Here is a 26,731-nt window from a genome sequence, read left to right as displayed (position 1 = left end):
GGTGGCTCCCTTATCGTCTTCCCGCACTTGGGGGCATCGAAACGCGGGAAGACAGATCGGTTTCACGTCAAGGGAAAATCAGCCGCGGTGCTTCTTGCCCTTGCCGCCTTTCTTGCCGCCCTTGAAATCGGCCCTGGTGATCACGCCGTCCTTGTTCCGGTCCGCGCGTTTCATCAGGTTGTCGAGACGTTTTCCGGCTTCTTCCTGGGTGATACCGAGACTGCCGTCTTCATCGGCACGCTGGAACATGTCGACAATCCGGTTTTCGTTGACGGCCAGCCACAAAGGACCGAAATCCTCAAGCGTGAACGAGCCGCTGGAATTCGTATCGGCCAGCGCGAACAGTTCGGCACGCCGGGCGTCGAAATCTTCCCGGGTCACGGACCCGCTGCCATCGGTGTCGAACAGGGCCATGAACATGCGGCCCTGACCGCCACGGCCCCGCCTCTCGCCGCGTTCGCGGCGCTCACCACGTTCTGCGCGCTGCTGGCGTTCGCCGTTTTCAGCGCCTGCCTGGTTGCGCTGGCCGCGAACACGTTCAACGGTTCCGTTGCCATCGCGGTCAAGCCGGTTGAACATCCGGTTCGCAACGACATCGACCTCTTCCTGCGTCACGGTGCCGTCGCCGTCGCTATCCAGGAACTGGAACGCCCGGACCATGCGGTCACCGGAGCGGTCCAGGAACTGGGCCTTGAATTCCTCAAGGCTGATCTCGCCGTTTGCATCGGCATCCGCCGTGGTGAAATCACTCGTCCTGACTTCGGCGATCTCGGCTTCGGTGATCACACCATCCTTGTTGACGTCAAAACGCTCGAAAAGGCGTTCGGCGCGCTGCTTGTGGCCGCGACCATGGCCACGCCCCCATTTGCCGCGCTCACCCTTGTGCGCGACCTGCTCGTTCTGCACCTGCTTTATCTGCTGGCCCCCGTTCCCTGCCGCATCGCCGCTTTGTGCGAATGCGGGCAGACCGGCCGTCAGCGCGGTTCCCGCGACACTCGCAGCCAAAGCGGTGATTGCAATTTTCCTGAACGGTTTCATTCAAACAACTCCTTGGTTCGTCGATGAAGCCAACGTAGGTGTCATTTGTCGCAGAAATACCCGCCGCACAGGCCTTAAGTGTCGCCATCTGTCCCCATTCGGCCCGGCGACACATTTTGTTACAAGTTCCGCTCGAAAACTGCGCTGCCTGTTATTATTTTTGCAGTAGAAACAGACACATTGCCGGCCGGAATGCCGCTCTCGCGCATTTTCGGCCCAGTCACACACGGCAACCGCAAGACAGGAGAGGCGCGTGAGCGACCCCAGTCCGCATATCCTGGTGGTGGACGATCACCGCGACATTCGAGAAACGCTGGCCCGCTATCTCGTCAAGAACGGGCTGCGCGCGACGGCTGCCGAAAACGCCGCGCATGCGCGCAAGGCGCTGAAGGCTGCATCGATCGACCTTGTCGTGCTCGACATCATGATGCCGGGTGAAGACGGGCTTTCCCTGTGCCGCCATCTTGTCGAAACCGGGTCGATGCCCGTCATTCTCCTGACGGCGATGGCCGACGACACCGATCGGGTCATCGGGCTTGAAATCGGTGCGGACGATTATGTCACCAAGCCCTTCAATCCGCGCGAGCTGCTTGCCCGTATCCGCGCGGTCCTGAGGCGCACCTCTCTGGTTCCCAAGGAACGTGATCCGATCGAGCACGAGATGCTCCATTTCGACGGCTGGGCGCTGAATGTCTCAAGGCGCGAACTCGCCGACCCGCACGGAAACGAAGTGCCGCTGTCCAGTGGCGAGTTCCAGCTGCTCTGCGCCTTCTTGAAGCGCCCCAAAATGGTTCTCAATCGCGACCAGCTTCTGGATCTGACGACGGGACGCACACCCGGTGTGTTCGACAGGTCGATCGACAATCAGGTTTCGCGGCTGCGGCGCAAGATCGAGGCAGACCCGAAAGACCCCCGGATGATCAAGACTGTCTGGGGCGGCGGCTACATGTTTACCGCCGAGGTCAGAGACCAGGTGGAATGAAGTTGCCCGCCTTTCTCACAAAAATCTTGCACGCCTTGTGGCCGAAGTCCCTGGCCTCGCAACTGATCCTCCTGCTCCTGGCCGCAATCTTCGCGGCGCAGGCCCTGAGCATCTGGATTTTCCACGATGAGCGGCGGATCGCTCTGGTCGCGGCTGCAAGAGACAACCTGCTGGCCAGGTCCGTGTCGGTTGCCGAATTGCTGGAAGATACCCCGCCTGGCCTGCAGGATCGGGTCCTGGAAGCCAGCAGCAGCCGGTTTGCCGTTTTCTGGCTTGGTGATACGCCGCTTGCACCGGCTCCGGGTACATCCAGGTTTGAACAACGGCTGCAGGGCTACATGTCCAGCCGCCTGCACCATGATCAGACGGTTCATCTCAATATCCTCGCCGACGAAAAACGCGGCCCCAAAGTCCGGAGGGACAGGGACGGCGATCAGGATGATGCGAGCTGGCGGTCGGTCCCCAAACGGGAACGTCCCAAAAATCTCCGCAAGATCATGAACAAGCCGGAAGACCTCTCGCTCTCCATCCAGATGACAGATGGGCGCTGGCTCAATGTTGCCACAAGCTACCGCCCTCCCCCGGGCGCGTATATTCCCTTGCTTGTTCAACTCGGCATAACCTCGGTCCTGACGGTTCTGATCATCGGGTTTGCAGTGCGCAGGGTCACAAGGCCGCTGAAGACCCTGTCCGCGTCCGCGGAGAAATTCGGCCGGGGCGAGGAACTGGAACCGCTTGATCCGAGCGGGCCGCGCGAAGTCAGGGCGCTGACCTCGTCCTTCAACGACATGCAGGACAGGCTGACCCGTTTCGTGAAGGACCGCACGCGCATGCTGGCCGCGATCAGCCATGACCTCAGGACGCCGATCACCTCGCTCAGGATCAGGGCCGAATTCATCGACGATGATGAAAACCGCGAGAAGATGATCGAAACCCTGGACGAAATGGCCGCCATGACCGAGGCCACGTTACGCTTCGCCAGGGACGAGGCTCATGCGGAGGGCGCTGAAGAAACGGACCTCGGCGCGATGCTGGAAAGCCTGGCGGGCGACCAGCAGGATCTCGGACATGACTGCAGCGTGACATCAGGTCATCCGATCATGCTCAGCTGCCGGCCCGTCGCGCTGAAGCGCGCCCTGCGCAACCTGATCGAGAACGGCATCCGCTACGGTGGAAAAGTGTCAATCGAAGCGCAACAGACGGACGGCGAGATCGTCATCCGCGTGTCAGACACCGGACCCGGCATTCCCGAGGACCGGCTGAAGGACGTGTTCGAACCGTTCGTGAGACTTGAGGAATCCCGAAGCGAGGAGACCGGCGGCATTGGGCTCGGCCTTGCGATTTCGCGCTCAATCATCCACGCGCATGGCGGCACGATCACGCTGCAGAACGGACGAGACGAAGGGCTGGTGGCAGAGGTGAAACTGCCGACCAGGTAGGACGCTATGCGGCGGGTTGGTCCCGCTCAAGAAAGTCCAGCTGCGCATCGACGATCTGCCGCCAGGCCGGGTCTGACGGCAGGTAGACGTGGTTGTTGCTTTCGACCTGAAGAAACTCTGCGCCTGCGATCCCGGAGGCAAGCAGCCGGCCCTGAGAGACCGGATGAACGGCGTCCGCGCTTGCATGAATGATCAGGGTTGGCACCCGTACCCCTGGCAGAAAACCGGAAACGTCGAACCGGTCGAAGGCGGTTCTGATTGCAGCTGCATTTTGTGCCGAAGTCGAGGCGAGCTGTATCTCGACCATATTGTCCCTTTCCTCCTTTGAGGCTCCCGGACAAAAGATCGACATAAACGCCATCATGAAAGGGCTATCGGGTTTTCCCCAGCCGGAACGGATAAGCGCCATGAGCGCGTCGGCTTCCTCGCTTGCGTATAGATGATCGCGGCGTGCACGCCCTTCGACGAAGCCGCCATACAGAATGAGCCGGTTGACACGCTCGGGATAGGTTGCCGCAAAAGCGATGGAAATGGGAACACCCTGGGAAGCGGCAATAAGCGGGAACGTTTCCAGCCCTGCCGCGTCGACGACCGCCTTGAGATCGGCGACATAGTTCTTGATCTCCGTTCCCTTCAAGATGGCATCGGACAGCCCGGTTCCCCGTTGATCGTAGCGCACGAGGCTATACCGGGAGCTGAGTTCCTGGAGGTAGGGGCCCCAAACCGGACTGGTCCAGTCCTTCTCAAGATGGGTCAGAAAGTGCCCTGCCCTTACGACGGCAGACCCTGCGCCCGATCGGGCATAGGCAATCGAAGTGCCGTCGTCCGACTGCGCGAAATGAATGGTCTGCATGCGTTTTGCCGGCCTGTTGGCGAATGGCACTTTGTTTGGCGCGGTTGTGCGGAGCGGTGCAACCAGTTCAAGACCCCGGCGCTGTACGGTCCGGATGATCGATTGCGTCTTGCCGTTGTCTCCAACGGCGGTTCTCGCCGCATTGATCCTGGCGCTGATTGTCGCCTCCGAAACGATCCTGCCCTTCCACACACGCTCAATGAGCGCGTCTTTCGAAACAAGTTTCCCGGCGTTTTCAGCGAGCAGACACAGCAGTTCAAACACCTGCGGTTCGACCGGGACTTCCGCTCCAAGTCGCTGAAGCTGATAGCTATCCGTATCAAGGACGCAATCTGCAAATTCGTAGCGCACCCAGTCCCCCAGTGGCTGTGTCCCAGGCTGGCAACAATAATGGAAGCGAATATCCGGTGCAATTTCCAGATGGAAAATGAAGGAAAACACAAGACATTCTAAAGGGTTTCTTCAAGCGATGGCTGCCTTGTTCCCGCATGCTCTCTTCATCAGATCAAGGAGCAGGACAATGACCGGACAGACAAGCCCATACCGAACATTGAAAAACGGATCGATCGACCTTGCCTACTACGACAAGCGCGCGCGTGCCATTCGCAGCGAGGATACTTTCAAATCCTGCGAGAGGTGCATGGTCGCGCTGCGGACGGCATCCGATCGCCTGTTGGCGGCTTACCGGACAGTTTTCAGAGCACCAGCCAAGGTCACGAAACACATGGGCAAGTCGACCACGCTTCATGCCTTGACGTATGTCGCCTCGTCCACCGGTTCGAGCCAGTCGGCCACCGTGCCATCAAGGCCTTCCTGTATCGCCAGATGAACCATCGCGGTCTGCGGGCCGGCACCATGCCAGTGCTTGACGTCAGGCGGGATCCAGATCACGTCGCCCGGAAGGATCGGCAGCTTGTCCTGCCCCCAGAGCTGCACAAAACCGGCCCCATCCAGAACCTGAAGTGTCTGTCCGAGCGGGTGCGTATGCCAGTTGGTGCGTGCACCCGGCTCGAAGGTGACTTTCAGCGCCCTCACCCGGGCCGGCGCCGGCGCTTCAATGACCGGTTCCTGCCAGACCGTTCCGGTGAAGTAATCGGAACTCGCGCGCTTGCTCGGCCGGGAACCGGCCTTGTAAACGGTCAGAAAACTCATCAATCCACCTCGCCCGTTACGTCTCCGTCTTCAGAGACTTTGAAGCCCGCCCACTTCGGGGCCAGTTGATCAGAACAACACCCGAAATGGCAAGGCATATCCCGGCAAGCGTCTCCGCATCCAGTCTTTCCGACAGGAACACCACCCCGAGAAGGACCCCGACCCCGGCGCGAAGATAGGCCTGACTGGCCGTCCCCATGGCCCCCAGCGTGACCAGCAGACGGAAATAAATCAGGAAGGCCAATGCCGTGCAGACGGTTCCCAGAATGATGGCCGAGGTCCAGCCGGTGACACCCGGCTGCAACGTCCACGGAGCTTCGGTGAGAAGACTGAGGGGCACAAGGACCGCCGAGGAGCATATCAGCATGCCCGTCGCCGGAACAATCGGCGGAACCCCCTTGAAAAGCTGGCCGCGCAGCGCTGCCACGCCATAGAGCGCAGCGCTGAGGAAGACCGCCAGCTGGGGAACGATATTCTGTCCGAGATCCCGCAGCGCTCCAACCCCGATGATCAGGACCACCCCGCTGAAGCCGAGCAGCGCGCCGGCAAGCTGACGCCCGCCAACGGGCTGCGACCGTTTGAGCAGAAAGAAAGAGATCGCGAACACCCAGAGCGGAGACGTGGAATTGAGCACGCTGGAGACCGCGGTCCCGGCATATTGCTGGCCCCAGGCAAGAAGCAGCCACGGACCGGTGCCGTTCAGGAGAGACTGAACGAAAAAGAGCCGCCAGCTGTTTCCGTCCAGAGGCAGCCGGATACCGCGAAGCGTCATGACCAGCAACAGGATGGCGGACGCAAGCGTGACCCGCAGCGCCATCAGGGTCGCCGGCGGGATCGTGTCCAGCGCCAGGCCGATCCACATATAGGAAGAGCCCCACAGGAGCGCGAGAAACCCCAGCAGCAAATAGTCGAAAGAGCGATTCTGCATTGAAAGCGAAATCAGCCGTGCAATGCGCGGCTGTCCTCCGGCGCTTCGTCGCGCTCCTCCATGCCGTAGTCCCGAAGGACGTGGGCGACGCGCAGGCGGTAGTCGCGGAAGTAGCTCGTCCGGCCTGCCTTCTGGGCCTGCCGGTGTTCGGTCAGGCGGCGCCATTCGTTGAGCGCGTCCTCGTCGCGAAAGAACGAAATGGACAGCAGCTTGTCGGGATCGGTCAGGCTCTGGAAGCGTTCCACCGAAAGGAACCCGTCGATCTGCTCAACGAGCGGCCGCATTTTGGCTGCCATATCGAGATAGTTCTGTTTCTTGTCGGCATGCGGAACCACCTCGAAAATAACGGCAATCATTCGGACCTCTCCCCTATCCCATGCGGTGCGGAGGCCAGTTTTAAGAAGGTACGATCTTCCCGCAAGATGAATTTTTCCTTTTGCGCAAACGCGTAGTTCATTTGTCCGAGAGGATCGGCTGCGAGCCGTTTCCGGTAGGCCTCGTATGCGGCAAGATTTTCGATCGAATAAACGCCATAAGCCAGGGTTGTCGATCCTTCGTGAGGGGCAAAATACCCGATGAGATCGGCTCCGCAGCGGGGGATCGCCTGCCCCCAGTTGCGTGCATATTCCTCAAATGCCGATCTTTTGGTCGGGTCAATGTGATAGCGAATGAAACATGTGATCATTCTGTCGTCCTTTCCGGTTGGCCTTCGGGTGCGTTTGTGACATGGTCTGGAACATGAATGTTTCGATGGAGATCGAACAATGAAAGAAGGGCCGGACATTGCCCTCATCGGTGCGCTGATCGGAGATCCGGCACGTGCCAATATTCTTGGTGCGCTTTTGGGGGGCAAAGCGCTTACGGCGACCGAACTTGCAACCGAAGCCGGAATAACCGGTCAGACCGCAAGCTCGCATCTGAAGAAGCTGGTCGACGGCGGTCTTCTGGCCCAGGCCAAACAGGGGCGGCACCGCTATTACAAGCTCGCCGGCGCCGAGGTTGCCTCGGTCCTGGAAGCGGTGATGGGTCTGGCGGCCCGCAAGGGGCACCTGCGCGTGCGCACCGGACCGAAGGACCCGGCAATGCGCGCGGCCCGCGTCTGCTACGATCACCTTGCCGGTGATATGGCGGTTCGTATCTTTGACAGCATGCAGTCGCGCGGTTTCCTGAAGGTTACACAGGAAAAGAGCGGCCTTGGCCTGACAGAGCAAGGGGAAGCCTTTGTCTGCGACCTCGGGATCGACCTGGAAGACCTGAAGTCTTCTCGCCGCCCCCTTTGCCGGGCGTGCCTGGACTGGAGCGAGAGACGAAGCCATTTGGCCGGGTCACTGGGTGCAGCGTTCCTGGCAAAGTTCCAGAATGAAGGCTGGGTAAGGCGCGAGAGGGATAGCCGTGTGATTCATATTTCGCCGACCGGACATGAAAGCCTCGTCAGGCTTTTTCCATCCCAGACGAACTGAATCGGTCGCCTTGCCCGGCGCAAGTTACCACCCACCACGATCAATTTGACAAACTCTTCAGGACCTCTTGGAACGTGTCTGATCTGAATGCAAACAAGAAAAAAACAGCCCTGATAATCAAGGCATATCCCGTCGCACTCGTCTTCATGAGCCTTGCGCTGAACCTTGCGGTTTTCAGCATTGGCAGCCCGGCAATTGCCCTACCCTCGCATGACCTTGTCACGCTAATGGCCATTGCCTGTCTCTTGCTGCTCCTCAACCACACCTGGCTGATGACCAGCACCGAGTTGACGAGATTGGAATACAACATTCGGGCAACGCCCGAAGAGTGGAAAGCAAGCGGTATTTCAAAAGACGAAGTCACTGAGACCGGGTTTGCAGAGCTTCAGCGGCGCCACAACGCGCACAGAAACGCAACGGAAAACACGACACTCTTCGTTTTGCTGGCCATTCCGTTTCTGCTGATTTCTCCGTCCGCATTGGCAGCAGGCGTGTGGCTGATCGGTTTCGCGATCGGACGGCTTGGCCACACCTACAGTTACCTGTCCGGTAACAGCGGTGCACGCGGCTTGTTCATGAGCGTTAGCCTTTTGTCTCTCTACGGTCTGGCCGGGTATATGGCGATCGCTTTGATCTTTTGACCGAACAAACCAGGATGCCCACTGGCGTTCGAGCAATGTGCGCGGCGATTGCGCTGCACCAATCGCAGTGCCTCCATTGCGATCATAGTTCGACCTTGGCCGAAGCATCAACCCGGTTGAAAGCCCTATGCTTGCGTCCTTCGCAAGCATAGGAGGTCGGAATGGATCAACTCTCATCGTATCTGCCGGGAATTTTACTCGCTTATTCGGCGTTCCTGCTCGGGATCATCAGTCCGGGGCCGAATATCCTTGCGGTCATGGGCACATCCTTGAGTGCCGGACGCAAGGAGGGCATTGCTCTTGCCACCGGTGTCGCGGTCGGGTCGCTTACATGGGCGACGCTCACGGTGCTTGGACTGTCGGCGGTCCTCGCCACTTACGCGTCTGCGCTCACCGCGATCAAGATCGCCGGTGGATTCTATCTCCTCTGGCTGGCCTACAAATCATTCAAAGCCGCACGGGCCGACAGCGTCATTGCCGCAGATGAACCGCAAGGAGAGCGGATCAGCCGGTCGGGCTATATCCTTCGCGGGTATCTCATTCAAATGACCAACCCGAAAGCCGCCCTTTCATGGATCGCCATCGTCGCGCTCGGAATGCAGCAGGGGGCGCCGCTTTGGGTCGGCGCCGTCATCATCGCGGGCACCTTTGTGCTGTCGCTGCTCATCCATGTGACCTACGCCATCCTGTTTTCCAGCCCCGCCGCAATCAGGACCTATGCAAAAGCCAGGCGCACCATACAGATGGCCCTCGGCTGTTTCTTTGCCTTCGCAGGCGCAAAACTGATCTTCAGCCGCACCTGATACGCTTGCCGGATGACAAAAAACCCGGCTTTCGCCGGGTTTTTTATAGGTGGGCGGACGCTAGGGGCAAAGCAGCGCCCGGTTTCCGAATTTGTCATTCTTGTTGGGGCCATTTCGGGATTGGCCCGGCTTCAGGAGGCGCGAACCGTCCCCTGAAACTTCGGTGACGCCTTCCGCCGGACCCGGCCGGACCAACGCGGCAATCAAGCTGGGCGGTCCCGGTTTCGTTCCTGCGGCGTCTGACCAGGATCGTCCTGGCTACGTGCACAGTCCTTTGTTCTCCTTGAAGGATTTCTTGTTTTTCGAATCCGTTTGACACCTCAAATGGTAGCGCACTCTGTGCACATTTCAAGAACGCACTGGGTGCATAATTCAACAAAGTGCAAATAAGACTGCTAAGCCGCTCAATTCGCTCAACAAAAAAGTTTACCTCCTGTGGATGGACCACAGGAGGTTGAAGAATTGCGGCTCTGTTTTGCAGATGAAGACTACTCCGCGGCGACCATGCGCGCCGGTTCGTAGTTGAGGATAGGGGCGAGCCAGCGCTCCGCAAGCGGAACGTCCCAACCCTTGCGTGCCGCGTAGTCCTCGACCTGGTCTCTCTCGATCTTGCCAACACCGAAATAGTGACTGTCGGCATGGGCGAAATAGAGACCGGACACCGATGAACCCGGCAGCATCGCCCTGCTCTCGGTCAGTTGAATGCCGGTGAGACGCTCGGCATCGAGGAGATGGAACAGGGTGTCCTTCTCCGTGTGATCCGGCTGCGCCGGATACCCGGGGGCCGGACGAATGCCATGGTACTTTTCAGCAATGATATCGTCGGTGCTGAGGGTTTCACCCGCCGCATACCCCCAGAGATCTTTCCGCACGATCTCATGCAGTTTTTCGGCGAAGGCTTCGGCAAGCCGGTCCGCAAGCGCCTGGGACAGGATCTTGTTGTAGTCATCGCTTTCGCGGGCATACCGGGCCGCGAGTTCATCCTCACCGTGACCGGACGTGACCGCAAAACCGCCAACCCAGTCCTCTACCCCGCTTTCAAGAGGTGCGACGAAATCGCTGAGTGCAACGTTTGCACGCCCTCCGGCGCTGCGCACCATCTGCTGGCGCAGCGTATGGAAAGTGCCAAGTTCCTCCGTACGGCTCTCGTCGGTGAATAGGCGAATGTCATCGCCGACGGCGTTCGCCGGCCAGAGACTGGCAACGCCGCGCGCGGTCAACAGCTTCTTCTCGACAATCTCGTCCAGCATCCGCCGGGCGTCGTCATAAAGCGCTTTTGCGGCCGGGCCGTATCTGTTGTCTGTCAGAACACCAGGAAAACGTCCCTTGATCTCCCAGGTCGCGAAGAACGGCGTCCAGTCGATCATCGGCACCAGTTCCTCGAGCGGAAAATCGTCGAACACCGTCTGGCCGGGCTTTTTCGGCGCGACCGGCGGCTTGCCCGCAAAGTCGCATTGGAATGCGTTTTCGCGCGCCTTGGCGATCGAGGTCCGCTGCTGGTTTCCGCGGCTTGCAGCATGCTTTTCGGCAATGTCGGCGTATTCGCTACGCACATCCGCGAAATAAGGCTCGCGCGCGCCTTCACTCATCAGTTTGGTGGCAACGCCAACCGCACGGCCTGCATCGGTCACATAGATCGCCTGACCGCGCGCGTAGTTCGGATGGATCTTGACCGCCGTGTGGATCTTTGAAGTGGTCGCGCCGCCGATCAGAAGCGGCAGGTTCATGTTCTCACGCTCAAGCTCGGCCGCCACATGGCACATCTCGTCAAGCGACGGTGTGATCAGGCCGCTCAGGCCGATCATGTCGACCTTCTCCGCCTTCGCGGTTTCCAGGATCTTCGCAGCCGGAACCATGACGCCGAGATCCAGCACCTCGAAATTGTTGCACTGAAGCACGACGCCGACGATGTTCTTGCCGATGTCATGGACATCGCCTTTCACCGTTGCCATCAGGATCTTGCCGGCGGAAGACTGACCCGTCAGTCCGAGCTCCTCTTTTTCCTTTTCCATGAAGGGCATCAGGTAAGCGACCGCCTTTTTCATGACGCGCGCGGACTTCACCACCTGCGGCAGGAACATCTGGCCGGACCCGAAGAGATCGCCCACCACGTTCATGCCGTCCATCAGCGGCCCTTCGATCACGTGGAGCGGACGGTCGAACGCCTGGCGGGCCTCTTCCGTGTCCTCGACGACAAAATCGTCGATCCCGTGAACAAGCGCATGTTCCAGGCGTTTGGCGACACCCCAGCCGCGCCAGGTCAGATCTGCTTCCCGTTTCTTGCCGCCCTCGCCTTTCCAGCGTTCGGCAGCGTCCAGCATCCGGTCGGTTGCGTCGTCGCGGCGGTTCAGCACAACGTCTTCGCAGTGCTCGCGCAGGTCGGCGTCGAGATCGTTGTAGACCGCGAGCTGGCCGGCATTGACGATGGCCATGTCCATGCCGCGCTGGATGGCGTGATAGAGGAACACGGAGTGCATGGCCTCGCGCACCGCCTCGTTGCCGCGGAAGGAGAAGGACAGGTTCGAGACGCCGCCCGATACGTGGGCGTGCGGCAGGTTCTCGCGTATCCAGCCCGTCGCCTCGATGAAATCGACCCCGTAGTTGTTGTGTTCTTCAATGCCCGTCGCCACGGCGAAGATGTTCGGATCAAAAATGATGTCTTCAGGCGGGAAACCCACCTGTTCCGTCAGGACCTTGTAGGACCGGGCACAGATTTCCGTCTTGCGTGCCTGCGTGTCCGCCTGTCCCGTCTCGTCGAACGCCATGACCACGACGGCCGCGCCGTAGCGGCGGATCAGGCGCGCCTGTTCGATGAAGGCCTCTTCGCCTTCTTTCAGGGAAATGGAATTGACCACCCCTTTTCCCTGAATGCACTTGAGCCCTGCCTCGATGACGCTCCACTTGGAACTGTCGATCATGACCGGAACCCGGGCAATATCCGGCTCGGCGGCAACCAGGTTCAAAAACGTCACCATGGCTTCTTCGGAATCGAGCAGGCCCTCGTCCATATTCACGTCAATGATCTGGGCACCATTTTCGACCTGCTGGCGGGCAACATCCAGCGCGGTCGCATAGTCGCCCTCCTTGATCAGCCGGCGGAACCGGGCAGACCCGGTGACGTTTGTGCGTTCGCCAATGTTGACGAAGTTCGTCTCCTTGGTGAGCACGAAAGGCTCAAGACCGGACAGGCGCATGTGCCTGTCGATCTCGGGGATCACCCGGGGCGTCTTGTCCGCAACAGCATCGGCAATCGCCTTGATATGGGCGGGCGTGGTGCCACAACAGCCGCCAACGACGTTGACAAGACCGGCGGACGCAAACTCCTCGATCAGCCCGGCCATATGCTCCGGGCTCTCGTCATATTCGCCGAATTCGTTGGGCAGTCCCGCATTCGGATACGCGCACACAAGCGTGTCCGCAACGCGGCCAAGTTCATCGACATGTGCGCGCATTTCCTTGGCGCCCAGCGCACAGTTGAGACCGACGGTGAGAGGAGCCGTATGCCGAATGGAATTCCAGAACGCTTCCGGCGTCTGTCCTGAGAGCGTGCGGCCGGAAAGATCCGTGATCGTTCCGGAAATCATCACCGGCAGGATCTTGCCGGTTTCCTCGAACACCTCATCGATGGCAAACAGGGCCGCCTTTGCGTTGAGCGTGTCGAAGATGGTTTCCACGAGAAGAATATCCGCACCGCCTGCAATGAGGCCGCGTACCGCGTCGGCGTAGGATATTCTGAGATCATCAAAAGACACCGCCCGGTAGCCGGGATTGTTGACGTCGGGCGAAATCGAGGCGGTCCGGTTGGTCGGGCCAAGTGCACCGGCGACGAAACACTGACGTGCCGGGTCGGCCTTCATGACCTGGTCGCAGGCTTCGCGCGCGAGCCGGGCACTTTCAAGGTTCAGCTCATGGGCGAGCTCTTCCATGCCATAGTCCGCCTGCGCGATCGTCGTCGATGAAAACGTGTTGGTCTCGATGATGTCGGCCCCGGCCTCAAGATAATCGACGTGGATTTTCCGGATTGCATCGGGCTGGGTCAGGCTCAGAAGGTCGTTGTTGCCCTTCACATCGCTCGGCCAGTCGGCAAACCGGTCGCCCCGATAGCCTGCCTCGTCGAGTTTCAGATCCTGGATTTCGGTCCCCATTGCGCCGTCAAGCACGAGAATACGGGTCTTGGCGAGGTCACGAAGGCGCTCGAAGGCGTCGGACTTGGTCACGGGTTCTTCCTTCCAAAGGGTCCGGATTGGACTTGTCAGCTGCTTTTTGCAAAGCGCTGGAAAATTCACGTTTCCTGCGGCGGCGAGCCGGACTGCAGCGGCATCAGCGCTTGAGAACGGCAACCAGTGCGCCGCAGACCCCGCTCCCTGATCCATTTGAACAGGACAGCGGGAACGGGATACTTCTTGCCGGTCAGGCCGCCATGTTTTCCGGTGCCTGCTGCCCCATGCCCAGCATGTGGCAGATCGCGTAGGTCAGGTCGGCCCGGTTCATGGTGTAGAAGTGGAAATCGTTGATGCCGCGGTCGACCAGGTCCATGACCTGCTCGCAGGCAATCGACACACCGACCAGCTTACGGGTTTCCGGATCGTTATGGAGACCGGTGAACCGGCGCGCGAGCCACTGCGGGATGCTTGTGCCGCACTTGGCGGAAAAGACCATGGTCTGTTCGAAATTGTGGATCGGCAGAATGCCGGGCACGACAGGAACGTTGATCCCGGCGGCCGCGATCCGGTCGAGGTAGTCGTCGAACAGGTCATTGTCGAAGAAATACTGCGTGATAATGCGGTCTGCTCCGGCATCGACCTTGCGCTTCAGATTGTCGATCTCGCTCTGCCAGCTGCCGCTTTCCGGGTGCTTTTCCGGGTACCCGGAAACGGAAATATCGAAGTCGGCGATTTTCTTGATGCCGGCAACCAGATCGGATGCATAGGGGTAGCCGTTATTGTGCGGCGTATAGCGTGACCCGATCCCTTCCAGCGGGTCGCCGCGAAGCGCAACCAGGTGGCGCACGCCCAGATCCCAGTAGTCACGGACAATTTCGTCAACTTCCGTTTGAGACGCCCCGACGCAGGTCAGATGCGCTGCCGGCAGCAGGTCGGTTTCATTGAGAATCCGCTCAACGGTCTTGTGCGTCCGTTCGCGCGTGGACCCGCCGGCACCATAGGTGACCGAAACAAAAGACGGATTGAGCGTTTCCAGTCGTTTGACCGTGCTCCACAGCGTTTCGGCCATCTTGTCGGACTTCGGAGGAAAGAACTCGAACGACGCCGTTATCGGCGACAAGGCGGCCTGGTGGGAGCGGCGGGCGGAAAAATCAGTCATGTCAGGCGACCTCTCGGGACGTGTCGCGCGCGGGCCAATCGGTGACGACGCGGCGGTCACGTGCAAGCCAAAGCGTAACGGTAAGGTTGTTGTCGGTGTTGTCTCCCGGAACAAGGTCGGTCACCTGTTCCAGATCAAGCTCCAGTTCTTCCAGCCACCGCTCCATCTGATCGTGAGCGAAACCAAGGCGGCGATGCGCATGGCTTTCGCGAAGGAATTCCAGCTCGTGAGGAGCGAAATCGACGATCAGCAGGCGCCCGCCGGGACGCAGAGCCCGTGCTGCTTCGGTAAGCGCACGCGCCGGTTCATCGAGAAAGTGAAGAACCTGATGGATCGCGACGACGTCAAAGGACCGTGGCGGAACGTTGAGCGCATATACATCGCCGTGGCGCACCTGAGCATTGGTCAGATGGGACCGTGCAAGATTGGCCCGGGCAACGGCAAGCATGTCATGGGACGCATCGATGCCGAGCGCCGAATTGTACTGATCGGAAAAGACCTCAAGCAGGCGTCCTGTTCCGGTTCCAAGATCGAGAAAGGACTGGAACGGCTTATCCCCGAGCGCTGCGCGCATTGCAGCCTCGACGTCTTCTTCCGAAACATGCAGGGACCGTTCCCGGTCCCAGGTGAGCGCGCGCGCGGCGAAGTAGGAAGCCGCTTCCTCCGCCTTGGCCTTGCGGATCGCCTTGAAACGCTCCTGATCGGCCGCGAGCACCGGATCTTCCTTGGAGATGCGTTCGACGAGGCCCCTGGCAAGCTGACCTTCGGGGCCGTCCGCAAGGCGGTAATAGACCCAGGACCCTTCCGGGAACCTTTGAATAAGGTCGGCTTCGGCAAGGAGTTTCAGGTGTCGGGAGATACGCGGCTGGCTTTGCCCGAGGATCGCCGTGGCGTCCTTGACCGTGAGTTCGCTCTCGGCAAGCAACGCGATCAGGCGAAGCCGCGTCGCCTCGCCCACAGCGCGCACGGCTGCAAGAGTGTCTTCCACGGAAAGAGTTGCATCGTCTGTCATTCGGTCGCCTTGCGCCTCTCAGGCATCAATGTCGATATAAAGATATCTTTATATCAATCTGATTTGAGATGCAAGCAAAGGAAACAAATGCGACGCGATTTTGTCGGTTTTCGACGAAATGCGCGGATTTCCCACTTTCTGAGCCAAAATGAAAAGTGCAGAACGGATTGCCTGCCCTCCGGCTTTCGTGGAATATCGCACCCCAACGTCCGCGGCTTTCGAAAGCCGAAGAAGCCGAAAATCCCGCCAACTGCGCCTCACCCGACCATCAAAGGAGACTTCAGTGCATGCTCAAGCTCGACCACATCACCGTCATTGCCCCGACACTGTCCGAGGGTGTGGCACATGTGCGGACGTGCCTGGATCTGGACGTGCCATTCGGCACGCGTCACCTCTACATGGGGACGCATAACCACAGGCTGCAGCTCGGCAAGACAGTCTATCTGGAAATCGTCGCGCTCGATCCCGGCGGCATCATGCCGCCGAGGGCACGCTGGTTCGGACTGGATGACCAGAAGAAGGTCAGAGAATACTGGGACAATGGCCGTCGGCTCAGGGGATGGGTCGCCAGCAGCAAATCCTTTGATATGGTCAATTCCGGGGATCGGCAGATCTTTGGAGAAGAAGTCGCCCTTCCGTTTGATGCCCCCGAGTTCGCGTTCACAATCCCCGCAGACGGAAGCCTTCCCCTGAACGGCGCCGCACCTTCACTCATCGACCATCGGGATGACCCGACCTCCATGAGCGAAATACCCGATCTCGGTGCAGACCTCGTTTCGATCACCCTTGAGCATCCGGAACCGGACAGGGTGACGGCACTTTACGAAAGGCTTTCCATCGACACGCCGCCTGTTGTCGTGAAGGGACTTGAGTTGAAGTATCGCGCAGCCATCGCAACACCCTCGGGACCAAAGGAACTGACCTGACCGGCCAGACCGGCGACCTGCCTCAAGCTATTCCTGTCACGATCCGTCCGGGGCAAGCATATGGTCGAACTTGCCGTCCTGCACGCAGGACGGAAGATCTGACTGCGGGATAAGCTCGGTGCCGACAAGTTCCCGTTCGTAGAGCTTCTCAATGTCGCTCGTATCGACGGTCTGACCGTGAACGACGGACTCCAGTTTGGTCCGGAACGCTTCGATCCCGCCCATGGAAGAAAAATGCCACCCCGCATCTGCGACGATCTTCACCGGTCTGCTGATCCCGCTGAGATTGTTGTTCCGTATCCTCAGGAACGGTTGTGCGGCAAAGCCCGGTACGAAGGACTTTTTTGTCATCCGTGCCTTTGTCCGGCGAAGTTGCTGCGGCGTGGTCAGATACTTCTTTTCGATCATCCGTGAGCCGAGCAGCCATGTCTTTCCCGGGACGACCCGGTTCAGATGATGCTTGTGGAGACTCTGTTCAAAAACCAGCAGTCTGCCCTTGTAGAGCTGCCGCGAAAGCACGCTTTCAAGTACGTCTGCGCGAATGATTTCATCGACGTCCGACAACAGGAGCAGGTCGTCCGGGCCGCAACCTTCCAGACCTTGAAGGACGCAGTTGCGCTGATAGTTTTCGCGCTCCCAATCCTTTTTGCGCCGGTTCTTGTAGACACCGAGCGCGGGCGGCAGTTCATCCGGAAAGCGGATCTGAAGATCGATGATCTTGTCTTGCCAGGCCGAAAACCGTTCCCTGTTCTCGTCAAAGTAAAACGGTTTGGGAGACCCGCGCTGCGTCTGATCCGCCTCAACCAGGACAAACCGGTCGACGAGATCTCCCATTTCCCGCAACCGGATCTCCAGGAGGTCGAATTCGTTGTGAAAGACAAAACAGTCGCAGAGCATCGTCATCCATGTTGTCTGGCATTTCGCTAGAGGCTTTTCCAGAGCCTGAACTTCGCCCTTAGAAACTTTTCCTGCACAAAACGCTTTGCCTTGAAGGAATGCGCCAGATGCAGGTCTTTCGCTGAATAGGTTCCTGAGAGAAACGCACTTTCAAACCGTTTCATGACGGCTTCGGGCCGGTAACCCGCAATGGAGTTTTTCGCGAGGTCGCAATCTGCGGGATCGGGAACGTACTCCGTCAAGAGCCGCAGCAGGTCGCGCCGCGTGCGGTAGTTCCAGTCCCGTTTCGGTGTAAGGCAGACGTGATTTTGATCCATGCCCCCTGCCCAGCTGAACACCGGCTTTCCGAAAAAGTGGAATTCAGCAATGGCAAGCCCGAAGCTTTCGCCGATCTTCTTCGCGTTGAGACCGGCATCGCAGGTCTTGATGAAGCGCGACTTTTCAATCGGATCATACACGGGCGGCAGGAAATGCGCCCTGGGGTGTTCCAGGAATTTTTCCGTGTTCACGAACAGGAAGTGCAAATTGGAGCGCAGTTCCAGTGCCTCGGCGACGGCCTTCAGGGCAAACGGAATGTTAAACTGATCAAATCCGCCGTAGCGCCCGACCACAAACGCATCCTTTGCGATACCAAGCTCTGAACGCAGGTCTTCTGAAGCTTCCGGCAAATCGACAATATGCGGAACAGCCGGCGCCTGCCCGCCTGTCATCCAGTCGGAAAGCCAGTCGGACACGTAGGCATAGACATCGCCATGAGGTTCGAAATGCCGGAACACAACATGCACCCCGGTCCGTTCCGCGCTTAACCCCAGGTCCCGTGCGCGTCCGTCACGGATGAAATAGCCAAAGTCGAGTTGGTGGGCTTCGCTGAACCGGCGCGGATCGGTTCCGGGCGGAATCGGAACAAGCTGCAGCGATTTGCGAAATTTCTCGACGACTGCAGGCGCACTGTGTGGTTCGCTGTAGAAGACGACGGCCTCGTGCCCCAAAATGTCCTGGCTGCCCCGGGCGTAGTCATAAAGCGCAACGCTCATCCCGCGCTCATTGATGGCGCCTGCCTGAAATCCAATCCGCATTCCGGTCCCGCATTTAAAGTTGCGGGACCGATATCGGATTTGGAGAGCAAGGTCCATGGACTCGCGAAACATTCTCCGCGCGTGGCGTCGGTTTCAGCCTGTCCGACAAGGTCAGAGCTGGTCTGCCCCGCCGTCCGCGCTCGGGTCATCCGGGTCGAAAATGCCAGCTGCACCGCCGGCAGCAGCCGCCTGGATCGCGGCCTTGACGGCAGCCTGCGCGTCAGCTGGCGAAACCTCCCCGGCTTCTCCGCTCGTTCCACCCTCGCCGGCAACGCGCACCGTGACCTGGCGATGGGCAAACTTGATGCCGTTTTGCTCGAACATATCGCGCAGTCCGGCATAAACGATCTTTCGCAGTTCGAATTGCTTGCCTGGCTTGGTCGTGAACTTCACGCGCGCGATCATTGCTGAATCTTCCATCGACATGATGCCCTGGGACTTCAGCGGTGCCAGGAACATCGGCCCGTAATATTCGTCCTGAAGAAGTTCCTTGCCGAAATTCTTGATCAGCTTGCGCATCTTTTCGACATCCGTGTCGTAGGTGACCCGGAAGGCGAGTTTCATCACAGCCCAGTCCCTGGAGAAGTTCTCGACCTGCTGGATTTCGCCAAAGGGAATGGTCGTCAGTGCACCCCGGTGATGGCGAAGCTGCATCGACCGGATGGAGATTTTCTCCACCACGCCTTTCGCGCTGCCGATGTCGATGTATTCGCCTTTGCGGAAGGCATCGTCGAGCAGGTAGAAGGCGCCGGAAAAGATATCCCGGATCAGGGTCTGCGCGCCGAAACCGATGGCCAGGCCGACGACACCGGCACCGGCGAACAGGGGCGCGATGTTCACGCCGAGTTCCGACAGGACCACCATGGCCCCGATGACGACGATCGTGATGAGCAGGAAGTTCCGGAAAATCGGCAGCAACGTGGCGATCCTGCTTTCCCCGGCCCCGCCAACTTCAACCTCCTCGTCTTCTTCTGCGGGTGCTTCCTTCGCGATCTGCCGGTCGATGACGATCTTGACCGACTCATAGGCCATATAGCCGAGGAAGGTGACGAGAAGGACCTCCACGAATGACCCGATCAGCGAACTGCTGCCAGCCAGCGGAAGTCCCCACCAGGAGGCCAGGATGTCCACGGATCCGAAGAAAACGATGATCACGGCGCCCCTGTCGAACAGGTCCCGGAAGGGCGACCGTTGCGCCTCGCGCTCGGCGGCTTCCGCACGTGCCTGGGCCAGGGCGCTCTCGACGTCTTCCTGATGCCCCTCGCTTTCATCCGCCCGCTGGATATCCTCGGCGATCTTGGCCTGCGCGTCGGCGGTATCGAGACGCGGCAGCAAAAGCTTGTCGATAACCAGAACAAGGAGCCCGTAAACGATTGCCGCCAGGAGCATCACCTGCAGGGGCGCGCCAACCAGACCGGTCGCGTCGGGAAGATCGAGAAGGATGCGGACAGCCGAAATACCCCAGGCGATGAGGAAATAAATCACAGCGACGAAATGCCAGACATTCGCCAGCACTTTCCGCCAGATCGGCGCTTCGCTGCCGGCCTCGCCGCGGATCAGCCCGGCAATGACCTTTCGATAGGCAACGGAGATCCCGATGAGGATGATCATGGAAAGCGCCGATGCCGCGATGAGCGCGATCTTGTGGGCGTCCGCCGACAGTCCGAGGCGCTCCATCCAGAGGCAAAATCCGACGGCAAACAGCGAAACCGCGCCACCGACCACCAGGGCCCTGTAGAGACTGCCGGCCTCCTCGCTTGTCAGGTTCAAAAGCCGATGACTGTCCGCATCCGGCACGAGAACATTCAGGAAGATGATCCGCAGAACCGCAAACGCCGAGATGACGCTGAACACCACCAGAGCGGTCTGGTTCGCAGCCTGAAGACCCGATCCGACCGTCAGATAGACAACAACGGCGACGCCAAAGAAGAGAGCAACGCCGACGAGCATCAGGAGAGCACGCAGGTAAAGATAAATGATCTTGTCCGACCGGCTGTAAACGTCCTCCCGGTACATGCCCATGAACTGGCGCCGGCCCCAGCGGGCCAGAAGTGTCATGGCCAGCAGACCGAAAATGACCCCTGCGAGGATGTCGACGAGTGCGGACGGCATCCAGCTCAGGCCAAGCCCTTCGCCTTCGGCGCGCAGCGTCGACAGCATTGTCTGGTGAATATCCGGTATCTCTCCGAGGATCGTCCGGAAGACGTCGCGCGCCGAAACGGCATGATCGACAAACTCGTCGACGTTCTGGATCAATCCGGCTTCCTGCGCTTCAACCGGGGGCTCCTTGGCTGCCTCATCTGCGCCGCTTTCGCCGTTTTCCGTCTTTTCCGTCGCTTCACCGGTGTCGTCACTTCCCGATGCGATACCGGTGACAACACCTGTTATTCCTTGCGCTTGCGCAGATGGCGCTCCCGGATGGAACCCGGTGGAAAAAAAGATCAGTGCCGCTGCCAGGCAGATTGTGGCGCGCCTCATGATCTGACTAATGGCACCCTTTTGGAGTCGGATTTTGTTCGTATGCATTTTAGCCCCATGCGAGTCGCGTTGTGTCCCCCGCCTCTGTTAAGCACGGTTCCGCAATATTTTAAAGAATCGTTAAATCCCGCATGGCCATTAGCGCAAAAAAGCCCGGCGATCGCGCCGGGCCTCATTCTGAATTGAAATCCCACGCTGTCGTCAGGCGACGACCTTCTTGTCCCAGAGGGCCATTTTCCGCTTCGCTTCGGAGACGGTCATGCGGCTGAAAAGCGACATCGCCGCCACACGTCCCTCCGGCGTAAGCCGGTGCCGCCACGGACCGATCGACAACAGCCCGCTGACCGATATGGACGAAAACCCGAAGCTTTTTGCCAGAACAATAAACGGTTCCGGGTTTGGGCTGACCATGCAATGACTGAGTTCCTCGATCTCGACCCGCATCATGAATGCAAGCGTGGACACCGCTTCGGCGAAACGGTCCTCGGAGCAGAAACGCCGCAGCGCGGCTTCGTTCACCATCCCGCGTTTTGCAAGCAGCAACACGCGCGCCCTGGCTGTCTTGAAGTCGTACTTGCCAAGCCAGTACTGGTTTGACATGTGCTGAGCGGCAATGTCGGCGGCCTCGCCAACCCGCTCGGCCTCCTCGCAGCGCCCCGCGTCGCGAAGCTTTTTGCGGACTTCTTCGCTGGCTATTGCCACAAGATCTGCGATGTGCGCTTCGGCAAGGTCACCGCGCTCACTCAAAAAGTTCTGCAAGGTTGCGTCCGAAGCCGCATCGTTGATGAGCAACTTCATGGACGCATCGGACAAGGTGGCGCCATCATTGCCGGCGACCTTGCGCTTTACCTTCAGATCACCCTGCTGAACCAGAATGTCGGTCACGCCTTCGGAAAGCACTTCTCGTTGCGCAATGGCAAGACAGTGCGAATTGCCGCGCTTCTCCGCTATCTTGATGAGGTCGTTGTCATTGAGAACGGTCGAGCGTACCAGAATAGGTTCGGCAATCGAGATCTCGTCATCCGCGAGACGGCAGATCGTTTCACGCGGTCCCCGCTTCAGCCCCGACATCTGCTCGGCGACATACCGGCGAACCTCGGCTTCCACCATATCCACCAGGCGCAGCAGCACGCTGTCATAAATCCCGACCTGTTCGTCGGAACAGCGTTCGGAAGTCAACGCAAACAGCGCGGCGACATGTTTGGCCAGTTCCGCCTTGCGGGCGTTTCCTGCTTCCCCGGTAAGCTCCGAAAAGTTCACCAGTTCTGTTTTCAACGCTTCACTCATGCTTCGACACCAGTTCCTACACAAACGCCACCTAGGGCTCTGATATCGAAGATGATTTGGAGAATTAAAGAAGAAACCAACAGGTTTGAACGGAATGTAACTGTCTTTTTGACAAATTTACCGAAAATTCGACTTTCATTGCCCAAAGCCGCTGCAAGCTTTTGAATTGCATGGAAATTTCAAAATTTTTCTAACAAAATCCAACCCGCAAGAAAGAGGAAAAAAATTGTAAATTCGATCGAAAAAAAGATGCTGCACCTGCGAACTGAAGACACCTTGTTTACACGTCTGCACGCCGTCAAAGCGCCACCGGCAAGCAATTCAGTACTTTTTGCAATGTCGGGCCTGTCAGGACCGCTCTTTTGCACAACGGCCCGACGCAAAGGCTGAAGCAATCGCGCGTCCTCGCTACAGGAGTAAATTTAAAAATATTTTCCTTTTTTTATTGAACCGGGCCGGACTCCCTCTAAATTAAAAAGATAAATCTTTTTTTATTCAGGAGGAGCGCATGCCTAAAGTGACCCCCTTGCCCGTCCCGCACAGGCCAAGATCTGCCGCCGCAACCTCGCCGGTCCGGCTGCTTGTCGACGTCTTGCAAAACTGGCTGGCAGACAACAGGCGGCGCCGATCCCTTCGGCGCATTCCGACCGAGCTCTTGAGCGACGTGCTCCCCGACGAAGATATCCGCACCCATGAACAGCTGCGCCGCGCGCCCAAACGCGTTGATACAGGTCTGTGGTTCTGACGGCGCGATCATCGGTCAGCGCATCCGTAAGGGCTTACAGGGTCTGCGCAGCGCCTGTGGCCTGGAAAACACCCGTCGGAGCCGCCAGGGCACATGCCGCATGTACCGCACCACGCGTGCGCGAATTAGCGACGGCAACGACAGGGACGCGATGCGCCCCTACTCGGCTGCTTCCAGGAACTGGGCCTGGGTGTCGCGATGATCGCCGCCATTATCCGTTTTGTTCAGCTGCTCCAGGAGGACCTGCCGCTTGTCCATCGCTTTCTTCAGGTTCGCTTCCTTTACGGGGCCGAAGCCTCTGACCAGATCCGGAATGCGGGCAAGCTCCACGAGCAGGCCGTAATTCACGAACGGCAGACGGTTCAGGATTTCAGCAATGTCGGCCTTGTACTGTTCAATCAGGGCCCGCTCCGCACGCCTTTCCGCAGTCTTGCCAAAGGGATCGTACCATTTCCCCCGGAAACCCTTGAACCTTGCCAGCAGCTTGAAAGCGCTGAAGATCCATGGCCCGAAGGCGATCTTTTCAGGGCGCCCCGTTTTCGGATCGATCCGGTGGGCCAGAAGCGGAGGCGCCAGATGGACCTTGATCGCCTTCGGATCCTCGAAGCGCTGATGCACCTTCTGCCGGAAATCCGCGTCGGAGTAGAGGCGTGCGACCTCATATTCGTCCTTGTAGGCCATGACCTTGTAAAGCATGTCGGCAACTGTCTGCGTCAGCCGCAATGTGCCGGTGCCATGTTGCGTGTCGGCCTCTTTGACGGCCTGAACCAGCTCCCGGTAAACCGCGGCATAGGCCGCATCCTGGTAAAGCGTGAGTTCGTTTTCGTGGAGCGCTGTCTTTTCGTCGAGGCTCAGCGCCCTGGGCGTTTCTTGCGACGGAAGCGCTGCAAGAAGTTTTTGCGGGTCTGCCGCCAGCACCCGCCCGGCACGGAAGGCTTTCACGTTGTTGGCAACGGCAGCGCCGTTAAGCTCCAGCGCCGTTTCGATCGCATAACCGGACACCGGCAGCGCTCCGCTCTGATACGCCATGCCGACCAGCAGCATGTTGGCAAAAATCGCATCGCCAAGAAGCTTCTCGGCAATCTCCGCCGCGTTCATCGCAAGATAGGTGCCGGAAGCCTCCTTCAGTGCCTTGTCCATGCGCTGTTCATCGAAGGACAGCGTCTGCTTGAGCACGAATTCGGCCGTGGGCGCTACCTTGGTGTTAGCGACCGTCAGGGTGTGCCCGCGCTGCGCGAGCGCAAGCTGGTCCGCATTGGTCGCCACAACAAGGTCGCTTGCAATCAGAAGATCGAGGCTTGCCGTGGGAACGCGCGGCCCTTCGATCGACCGGTCGCTCGCCGCGAAACGGATATGCGAGGTTACGGGTCCGCCTTTCTGGGCCAGACCGGTCATGTCGAGCGTCGAAGCCTGCTTGCCGTCCACATGGGCCGCCATTGCCAGAACGGCACTGATCGTGGTGACGCCCATACCGCCGATACCGGCAACGAGCGCATTCCGGGTCCGTTCAAGCGTGGCCAGCGCCGGCTCGGGCAGCGCGTCGACCATCGCTTCAATGTTGACATCGGCCTTTTTCGGCTTGCGGAGCGCCGCGCCGTCAATCTCGACAAACGAAGGGCAAAAACCCTTGATGCAGGAGAAATCCTTGTTGCAGCTCGACTGGTTGATCACGCGCTTTTCGCCAAAGGGTGTTGCAAGCGGCTCAACGGAGAGGCAGTTCGACTGGACCGAACAGTCGCCGCATCCTTCACAAACGCGGTCGTTGATGAATAGCCGCTTGTCCGGGTCCGGATAAAGCCCGCGCTTGCGGCGGCGCCGCTTTTCGGCAGCACAAGTCTGATCGTAAACGATCACGGACACGCCGTTGAACCCCTGAAGGTCCTTCTGAACATCCATCAGCTCGTCGCGATGGTGAATTTTTGTGCCTTCGGCCAGCGGCGTCCAGGAGCCGTAGGCCTCCGGATTTTCCGAAACAACGGCGATACGCTCGACACCTTCCGCTTCAAGCTGCCGCGTGATCTGCGGAACGGTGAGCTGACCGTCGACCTGCTGGCCGCCTGTCATGGCGACAGCGTCGTTATAGAGGATCTTGTAGGTGATCGGCACTTTCGAGGCCAATGCCTGGCGGATCGCAAGGATACCGGAATGGAAATAGGTTCCATCGCCGACATTGGCAAAGACGTGGCTGTCACCGGAAAACGGCTGTTGGCCAACCCAGAGAACGCCCTCGCCGCCCATGGCGATCTGACCCTCGGTGGTACGGCCCGCCATTTCGGTCATGGCATGGCAGCCGATCCCCGGCATGGAACGCGAACCCTCGGGTGTCTTGGTCGATGTGGAATGCGGGCAGCCCGAGCAGAAATAGGGAATGCGCGCGGCACGCTCTGCATGTCCCTGCGCCCACATGACCTGTTTCGTCATCCGGTTGGCAACCGCGCCCATTTCCTCCGAAACGACATCCTGCGGCAGCCATGCCATCAGCCCCTTGATCAGTTCGGCGACGGAAAGCTCCAGAACATCGGAAAGGAACGGCGCGCCGTCCGGACGGCGCTTGCCCCAGATTTCAGGACGGCTCATCTCCGGCCAGTGGTAGGAAATCGCCTTGATCTGGGTTTCCATGAACGCGCGCTTGTGCTCGACGACGAGCAGGCGCTCGGTGCCACGGGCGAAGTCGCGCAGTCCCAGAGGCTCCAGCGGCCAGGTCATGGCAACCTTGTAGACGGCAAGGCCGATGGATTTGGCAAAATCTTCGCTGATGCCCATCAGATTGAGCGCCTGAAGAAGGTCTCTGTAAGCCTTGCCGGACGCAACGATCCCGAGTTTGGCCTGTCCCCTCGTTCCGAATGTCACGCGATCCAGGCCGTTGGTGCGCACATAGTTCTGCGCTGCCGGAATCCGGAGGTCGCGCACCAGCCGTTCGGTCTCCAGACGGTTGCCGAGAAGCAGATCCCGGTTCTGGCGGTAGTCTTTGCGCGGATCGCCTTCCAGCGGACGGACAAGCCGGAGCCTGTCGGGCGAAACGTTGATGGTCGCTGATGCGTCCATTGTGTCCGCGACGCAGATCAGGGCCGTCCAGAGGCTGGTGAACCGGGACATTTCGAGCCCGTGGAGACCGTAATCCAGCACGTCCTGAATATCGGACGGGTTGAGCACTGGGATCTCCGCGTGCTCGAAGAAGAACTCGCTCTGGGCCGGAAGGATGGAGGACTTGGCAAGATGGTCGTCACCGGCCAGCGCAAGCACACCGCCGTTCCGATCGGTTCCAGAGGCATTCGCCTGGCGAAGGACATCGCCCGCACGGTCGACACCCGGTGCCTTTCCGTACCAGATACCGAAGACGCCATCATACTCGGTCGGGCGGCCGACACCGCCCTCACCGCGCAGTTTCTGGCTGCCCCAGACGGCCGTTGCGCCCAGTTCCTCGTTGACGCCGGGTTTGAAAACCACGTTGCTTCGCTCAAGATGCCGGTGCGCGCGCATCAGTTCCGTGTCGTATCCCGCGAGAGGAGATCCGCGATATCCCGAGATGAAACCGCCCGATTTCAGACCGGCCTGGCGATCCAGCGCGGCACGTTCAAGTGCAAGCCGCACGAGCGCCTGAATGCCGGTCAGATAGACCTGTCCATCCGTTGCGACATATTTGTCTTCCAACGACACGGTTGGCATATGAACGTTCATCCAGCGTCCTCCTG

21 protein-coding genes are annotated in these 26,731 nt (G+C 59.3%); 7 read left to right on the top strand and 14 right to left on the bottom strand.

Annotated features, from left to right (window positions below):
- Positions 1 to 78 precede the first annotated feature (78 nt).
- On the bottom strand, positions 79 to 1,038 hold the full coding sequence (locus RBB49_RS26810; protein ID WP_306146035.1) for an EF-hand domain-containing protein: 960 nt from the start codon (positions 1,036 to 1,038) through the stop codon (positions 79 to 81).
- A gap of 253 nt (positions 1,039 to 1,291) precedes the next feature.
- On the opposite strand from RBB49_RS26810, the gene RBB49_RS26805 reads away from it, so the two are divergent.
- On the top strand, positions 1,292 to 2,020 hold the full coding sequence (locus RBB49_RS26805) for a response regulator (RefSeq protein WP_306146034.1): 729 nt from the start codon (positions 1,292 to 1,294) through the stop codon (positions 2,018 to 2,020).
- Positions 2,017 to 3,459 carry an ATP-binding protein gene (locus RBB49_RS26800; protein ID WP_306146033.1) on the top strand — a complete coding sequence of 481 codons (1,443 nt, stop codon included), beginning with the start codon at positions 2,017 to 2,019 and terminating at the stop codon, positions 3,457 to 3,459. The genes RBB49_RS26805 and RBB49_RS26800 overlap by 4 nt, the downstream gene beginning before the upstream one ends.
- A gap of 4 nt (positions 3,460 to 3,463) precedes the next feature.
- On the opposite strand, the gene RBB49_RS26795 is transcribed toward RBB49_RS26800, so the two are convergent.
- The 5 genes from RBB49_RS26795 to RBB49_RS26775 form a co-directional block, all read right to left on the bottom strand.
- Entirely contained in the window at positions 3,464 to 4,663 is a 1,200-nt protein-coding gene (locus RBB49_RS26795) for an alpha/beta fold hydrolase (protein WP_306146032.1), read from the bottom strand.
- A 393-nt stretch (positions 4,664 to 5,056) separates the two neighbouring features.
- The gene (locus RBB49_RS26790) at positions 5,057 to 5,464 is read right to left on the bottom strand and encodes a cupin domain-containing protein (RefSeq protein WP_306146031.1); all 408 of its coding nucleotides are present in this window, start codon (positions 5,462 to 5,464) and stop codon (positions 5,057 to 5,059) included.
- Between the two features lie 16 nt (positions 5,465 to 5,480).
- Positions 5,481 to 6,392, bottom strand: a complete 912-nt coding sequence (locus RBB49_RS26785; protein ID WP_306146030.1) for a DMT family transporter — start codon at positions 6,390 to 6,392, stop codon at positions 5,481 to 5,483.
- Between the two features lie 11 nt (positions 6,393 to 6,403).
- On the bottom strand, positions 6,404 to 6,748 hold the full coding sequence (locus tag RBB49_RS26780) for an antibiotic biosynthesis monooxygenase (RefSeq protein ID WP_306146029.1): 345 nt from the start codon (positions 6,746 to 6,748) through the stop codon (positions 6,404 to 6,406).
- Positions 6,745 to 7,077, bottom strand: a complete 333-nt coding sequence (locus RBB49_RS26775; protein WP_306146028.1) for an NIPSNAP family protein — start codon at positions 7,075 to 7,077, stop codon at positions 6,745 to 6,747. Before RBB49_RS26775 ends, RBB49_RS26780 begins: the two co-directional genes overlap by 4 nt.
- 79 nt (positions 7,078 to 7,156) lie before the next feature.
- Between RBB49_RS26775 and RBB49_RS26770 the strand changes: the two genes are divergently transcribed.
- The 3 genes from RBB49_RS26770 to RBB49_RS26760 all read left to right on the top strand — a co-directional run bounded on the left by RBB49_RS26770 (position 7,157) and on the right by RBB49_RS26760 (position 9,296).
- Positions 7,157 to 7,852: a helix-turn-helix transcriptional regulator gene (locus RBB49_RS26770; protein WP_306146027.1), complete on the top strand. Its 696-nt coding sequence runs from the start codon at positions 7,157 to 7,159 to the stop codon at positions 7,850 to 7,852.
- A 74-nt stretch (positions 7,853 to 7,926) separates the two neighbouring features.
- Complete coding sequence (locus RBB49_RS26765) at positions 7,927 to 8,493, top strand: MAPEG family protein (protein WP_306146026.1); 567 nt, start codon at positions 7,927 to 7,929, stop codon at positions 8,491 to 8,493.
- Positions 8,494 to 8,654: 161 nt separating this feature from the next.
- On the top strand, positions 8,655 to 9,296 hold the full coding sequence (locus RBB49_RS26760) for a LysE family translocator (RefSeq protein WP_306146025.1): 642 nt from the start codon (positions 8,655 to 8,657) through the stop codon (positions 9,294 to 9,296).
- Positions 9,297 to 9,784: 488 nt separating this feature from the next.
- Here the strand turns inward: RBB49_RS26760 and metH are convergent, their stop codons facing one another.
- From metH to RBB49_RS26745, 3 genes are all read right to left on the bottom strand, one after another.
- Positions 9,785 to 13,513, bottom strand: a complete 3,729-nt coding sequence (gene metH, locus RBB49_RS26755; protein ID WP_306146024.1) for a methionine synthase — start codon at positions 13,511 to 13,513, stop codon at positions 9,785 to 9,787.
- A 193-nt stretch (positions 13,514 to 13,706) separates the two neighbouring features.
- The gene (gene metF, locus RBB49_RS26750) at positions 13,707 to 14,618 is read right to left on the bottom strand and encodes a methylenetetrahydrofolate reductase [NAD(P)H] (protein ID WP_306146023.1); all 912 of its coding nucleotides are present in this window, start codon (positions 14,616 to 14,618) and stop codon (positions 13,707 to 13,709) included.
- Position 14,619: 1 nt separating this feature from the next.
- Positions 14,620 to 15,630 carry a metalloregulator ArsR/SmtB family transcription factor gene (locus RBB49_RS26745; RefSeq protein WP_306146022.1) on the bottom strand — a complete coding sequence of 337 codons (1,011 nt, stop codon included), beginning with the start codon at positions 15,628 to 15,630 and terminating at the stop codon, positions 14,620 to 14,622.
- Between the two features lie 287 nt (positions 15,631 to 15,917).
- Here RBB49_RS26745 and RBB49_RS26740 point away from each other — a divergent pair, with 287 nt between their 5' ends.
- Positions 15,918 to 16,556, top strand: a complete 639-nt coding sequence (locus RBB49_RS26740) for a VOC family protein (protein WP_306146021.1) — start codon at positions 15,918 to 15,920, stop codon at positions 16,554 to 16,556.
- Positions 16,557 to 16,592: 36 nt separating this feature from the next.
- Here the strand turns inward: RBB49_RS26740 and RBB49_RS26735 are convergent, their stop codons facing one another.
- The 4 genes from RBB49_RS26735 to RBB49_RS26720 form a co-directional block, all read right to left on the bottom strand.
- Complete coding sequence (locus tag RBB49_RS26735; protein ID WP_306146020.1) at positions 16,593 to 17,459, bottom strand: hypothetical protein; 867 nt, start codon at positions 17,457 to 17,459, stop codon at positions 16,593 to 16,595.
- A 20-nt stretch (positions 17,460 to 17,479) separates the two neighbouring features.
- On the bottom strand, positions 17,480 to 18,487 hold the full coding sequence (locus tag RBB49_RS26730; protein WP_306146019.1) for a hypothetical protein: 1,008 nt from the start codon (positions 18,485 to 18,487) through the stop codon (positions 17,480 to 17,482).
- 153 nt (positions 18,488 to 18,640) lie between these two features.
- Complete coding sequence (locus RBB49_RS26725; RefSeq protein WP_306146018.1) at positions 18,641 to 21,007, bottom strand: mechanosensitive ion channel domain-containing protein; 2,367 nt, start codon at positions 21,005 to 21,007, stop codon at positions 18,641 to 18,643.
- A gap of 201 nt (positions 21,008 to 21,208) precedes the next feature.
- Positions 21,209 to 22,294: a DUF2336 domain-containing protein gene (locus RBB49_RS26720; RefSeq protein ID WP_306146017.1), complete on the bottom strand. Its 1,086-nt coding sequence runs from the start codon at positions 22,292 to 22,294 to the stop codon at positions 21,209 to 21,211.
- 508 nt (positions 22,295 to 22,802) lie between these two features.
- Here RBB49_RS26720 and RBB49_RS26715 point away from each other — a divergent pair.
- On the top strand, positions 22,803 to 23,039 hold the full coding sequence (locus RBB49_RS26715) for a hypothetical protein (RefSeq protein ID WP_306146016.1): 237 nt from the start codon (positions 22,803 to 22,805) through the stop codon (positions 23,037 to 23,039).
- 159 nt (positions 23,040 to 23,198) lie between these two features.
- Here the strand turns inward: RBB49_RS26715 and RBB49_RS26710 are convergent, their stop codons facing one another.
- Positions 23,199 to 26,717 carry an indolepyruvate ferredoxin oxidoreductase family protein gene (locus tag RBB49_RS26710; protein WP_306146015.1) on the bottom strand — a complete coding sequence of 1,173 codons (3,519 nt, stop codon included), beginning with the start codon at positions 26,715 to 26,717 and terminating at the stop codon, positions 23,199 to 23,201.
- Between the last annotated feature and the right edge of the window lie 14 nt (positions 26,718 to 26,731).

The organism is Roseibium sp. MMSF_3412, from assembly GCF_030733265.1.
Lineage (GTDB): Bacteria > Pseudomonadota > Alphaproteobacteria > Rhizobiales > Stappiaceae > Roseibium.
Note: the sequence above shows the minus strand (reverse complement) of the source record. Positions and strands in the feature narration are given on the sequence as shown.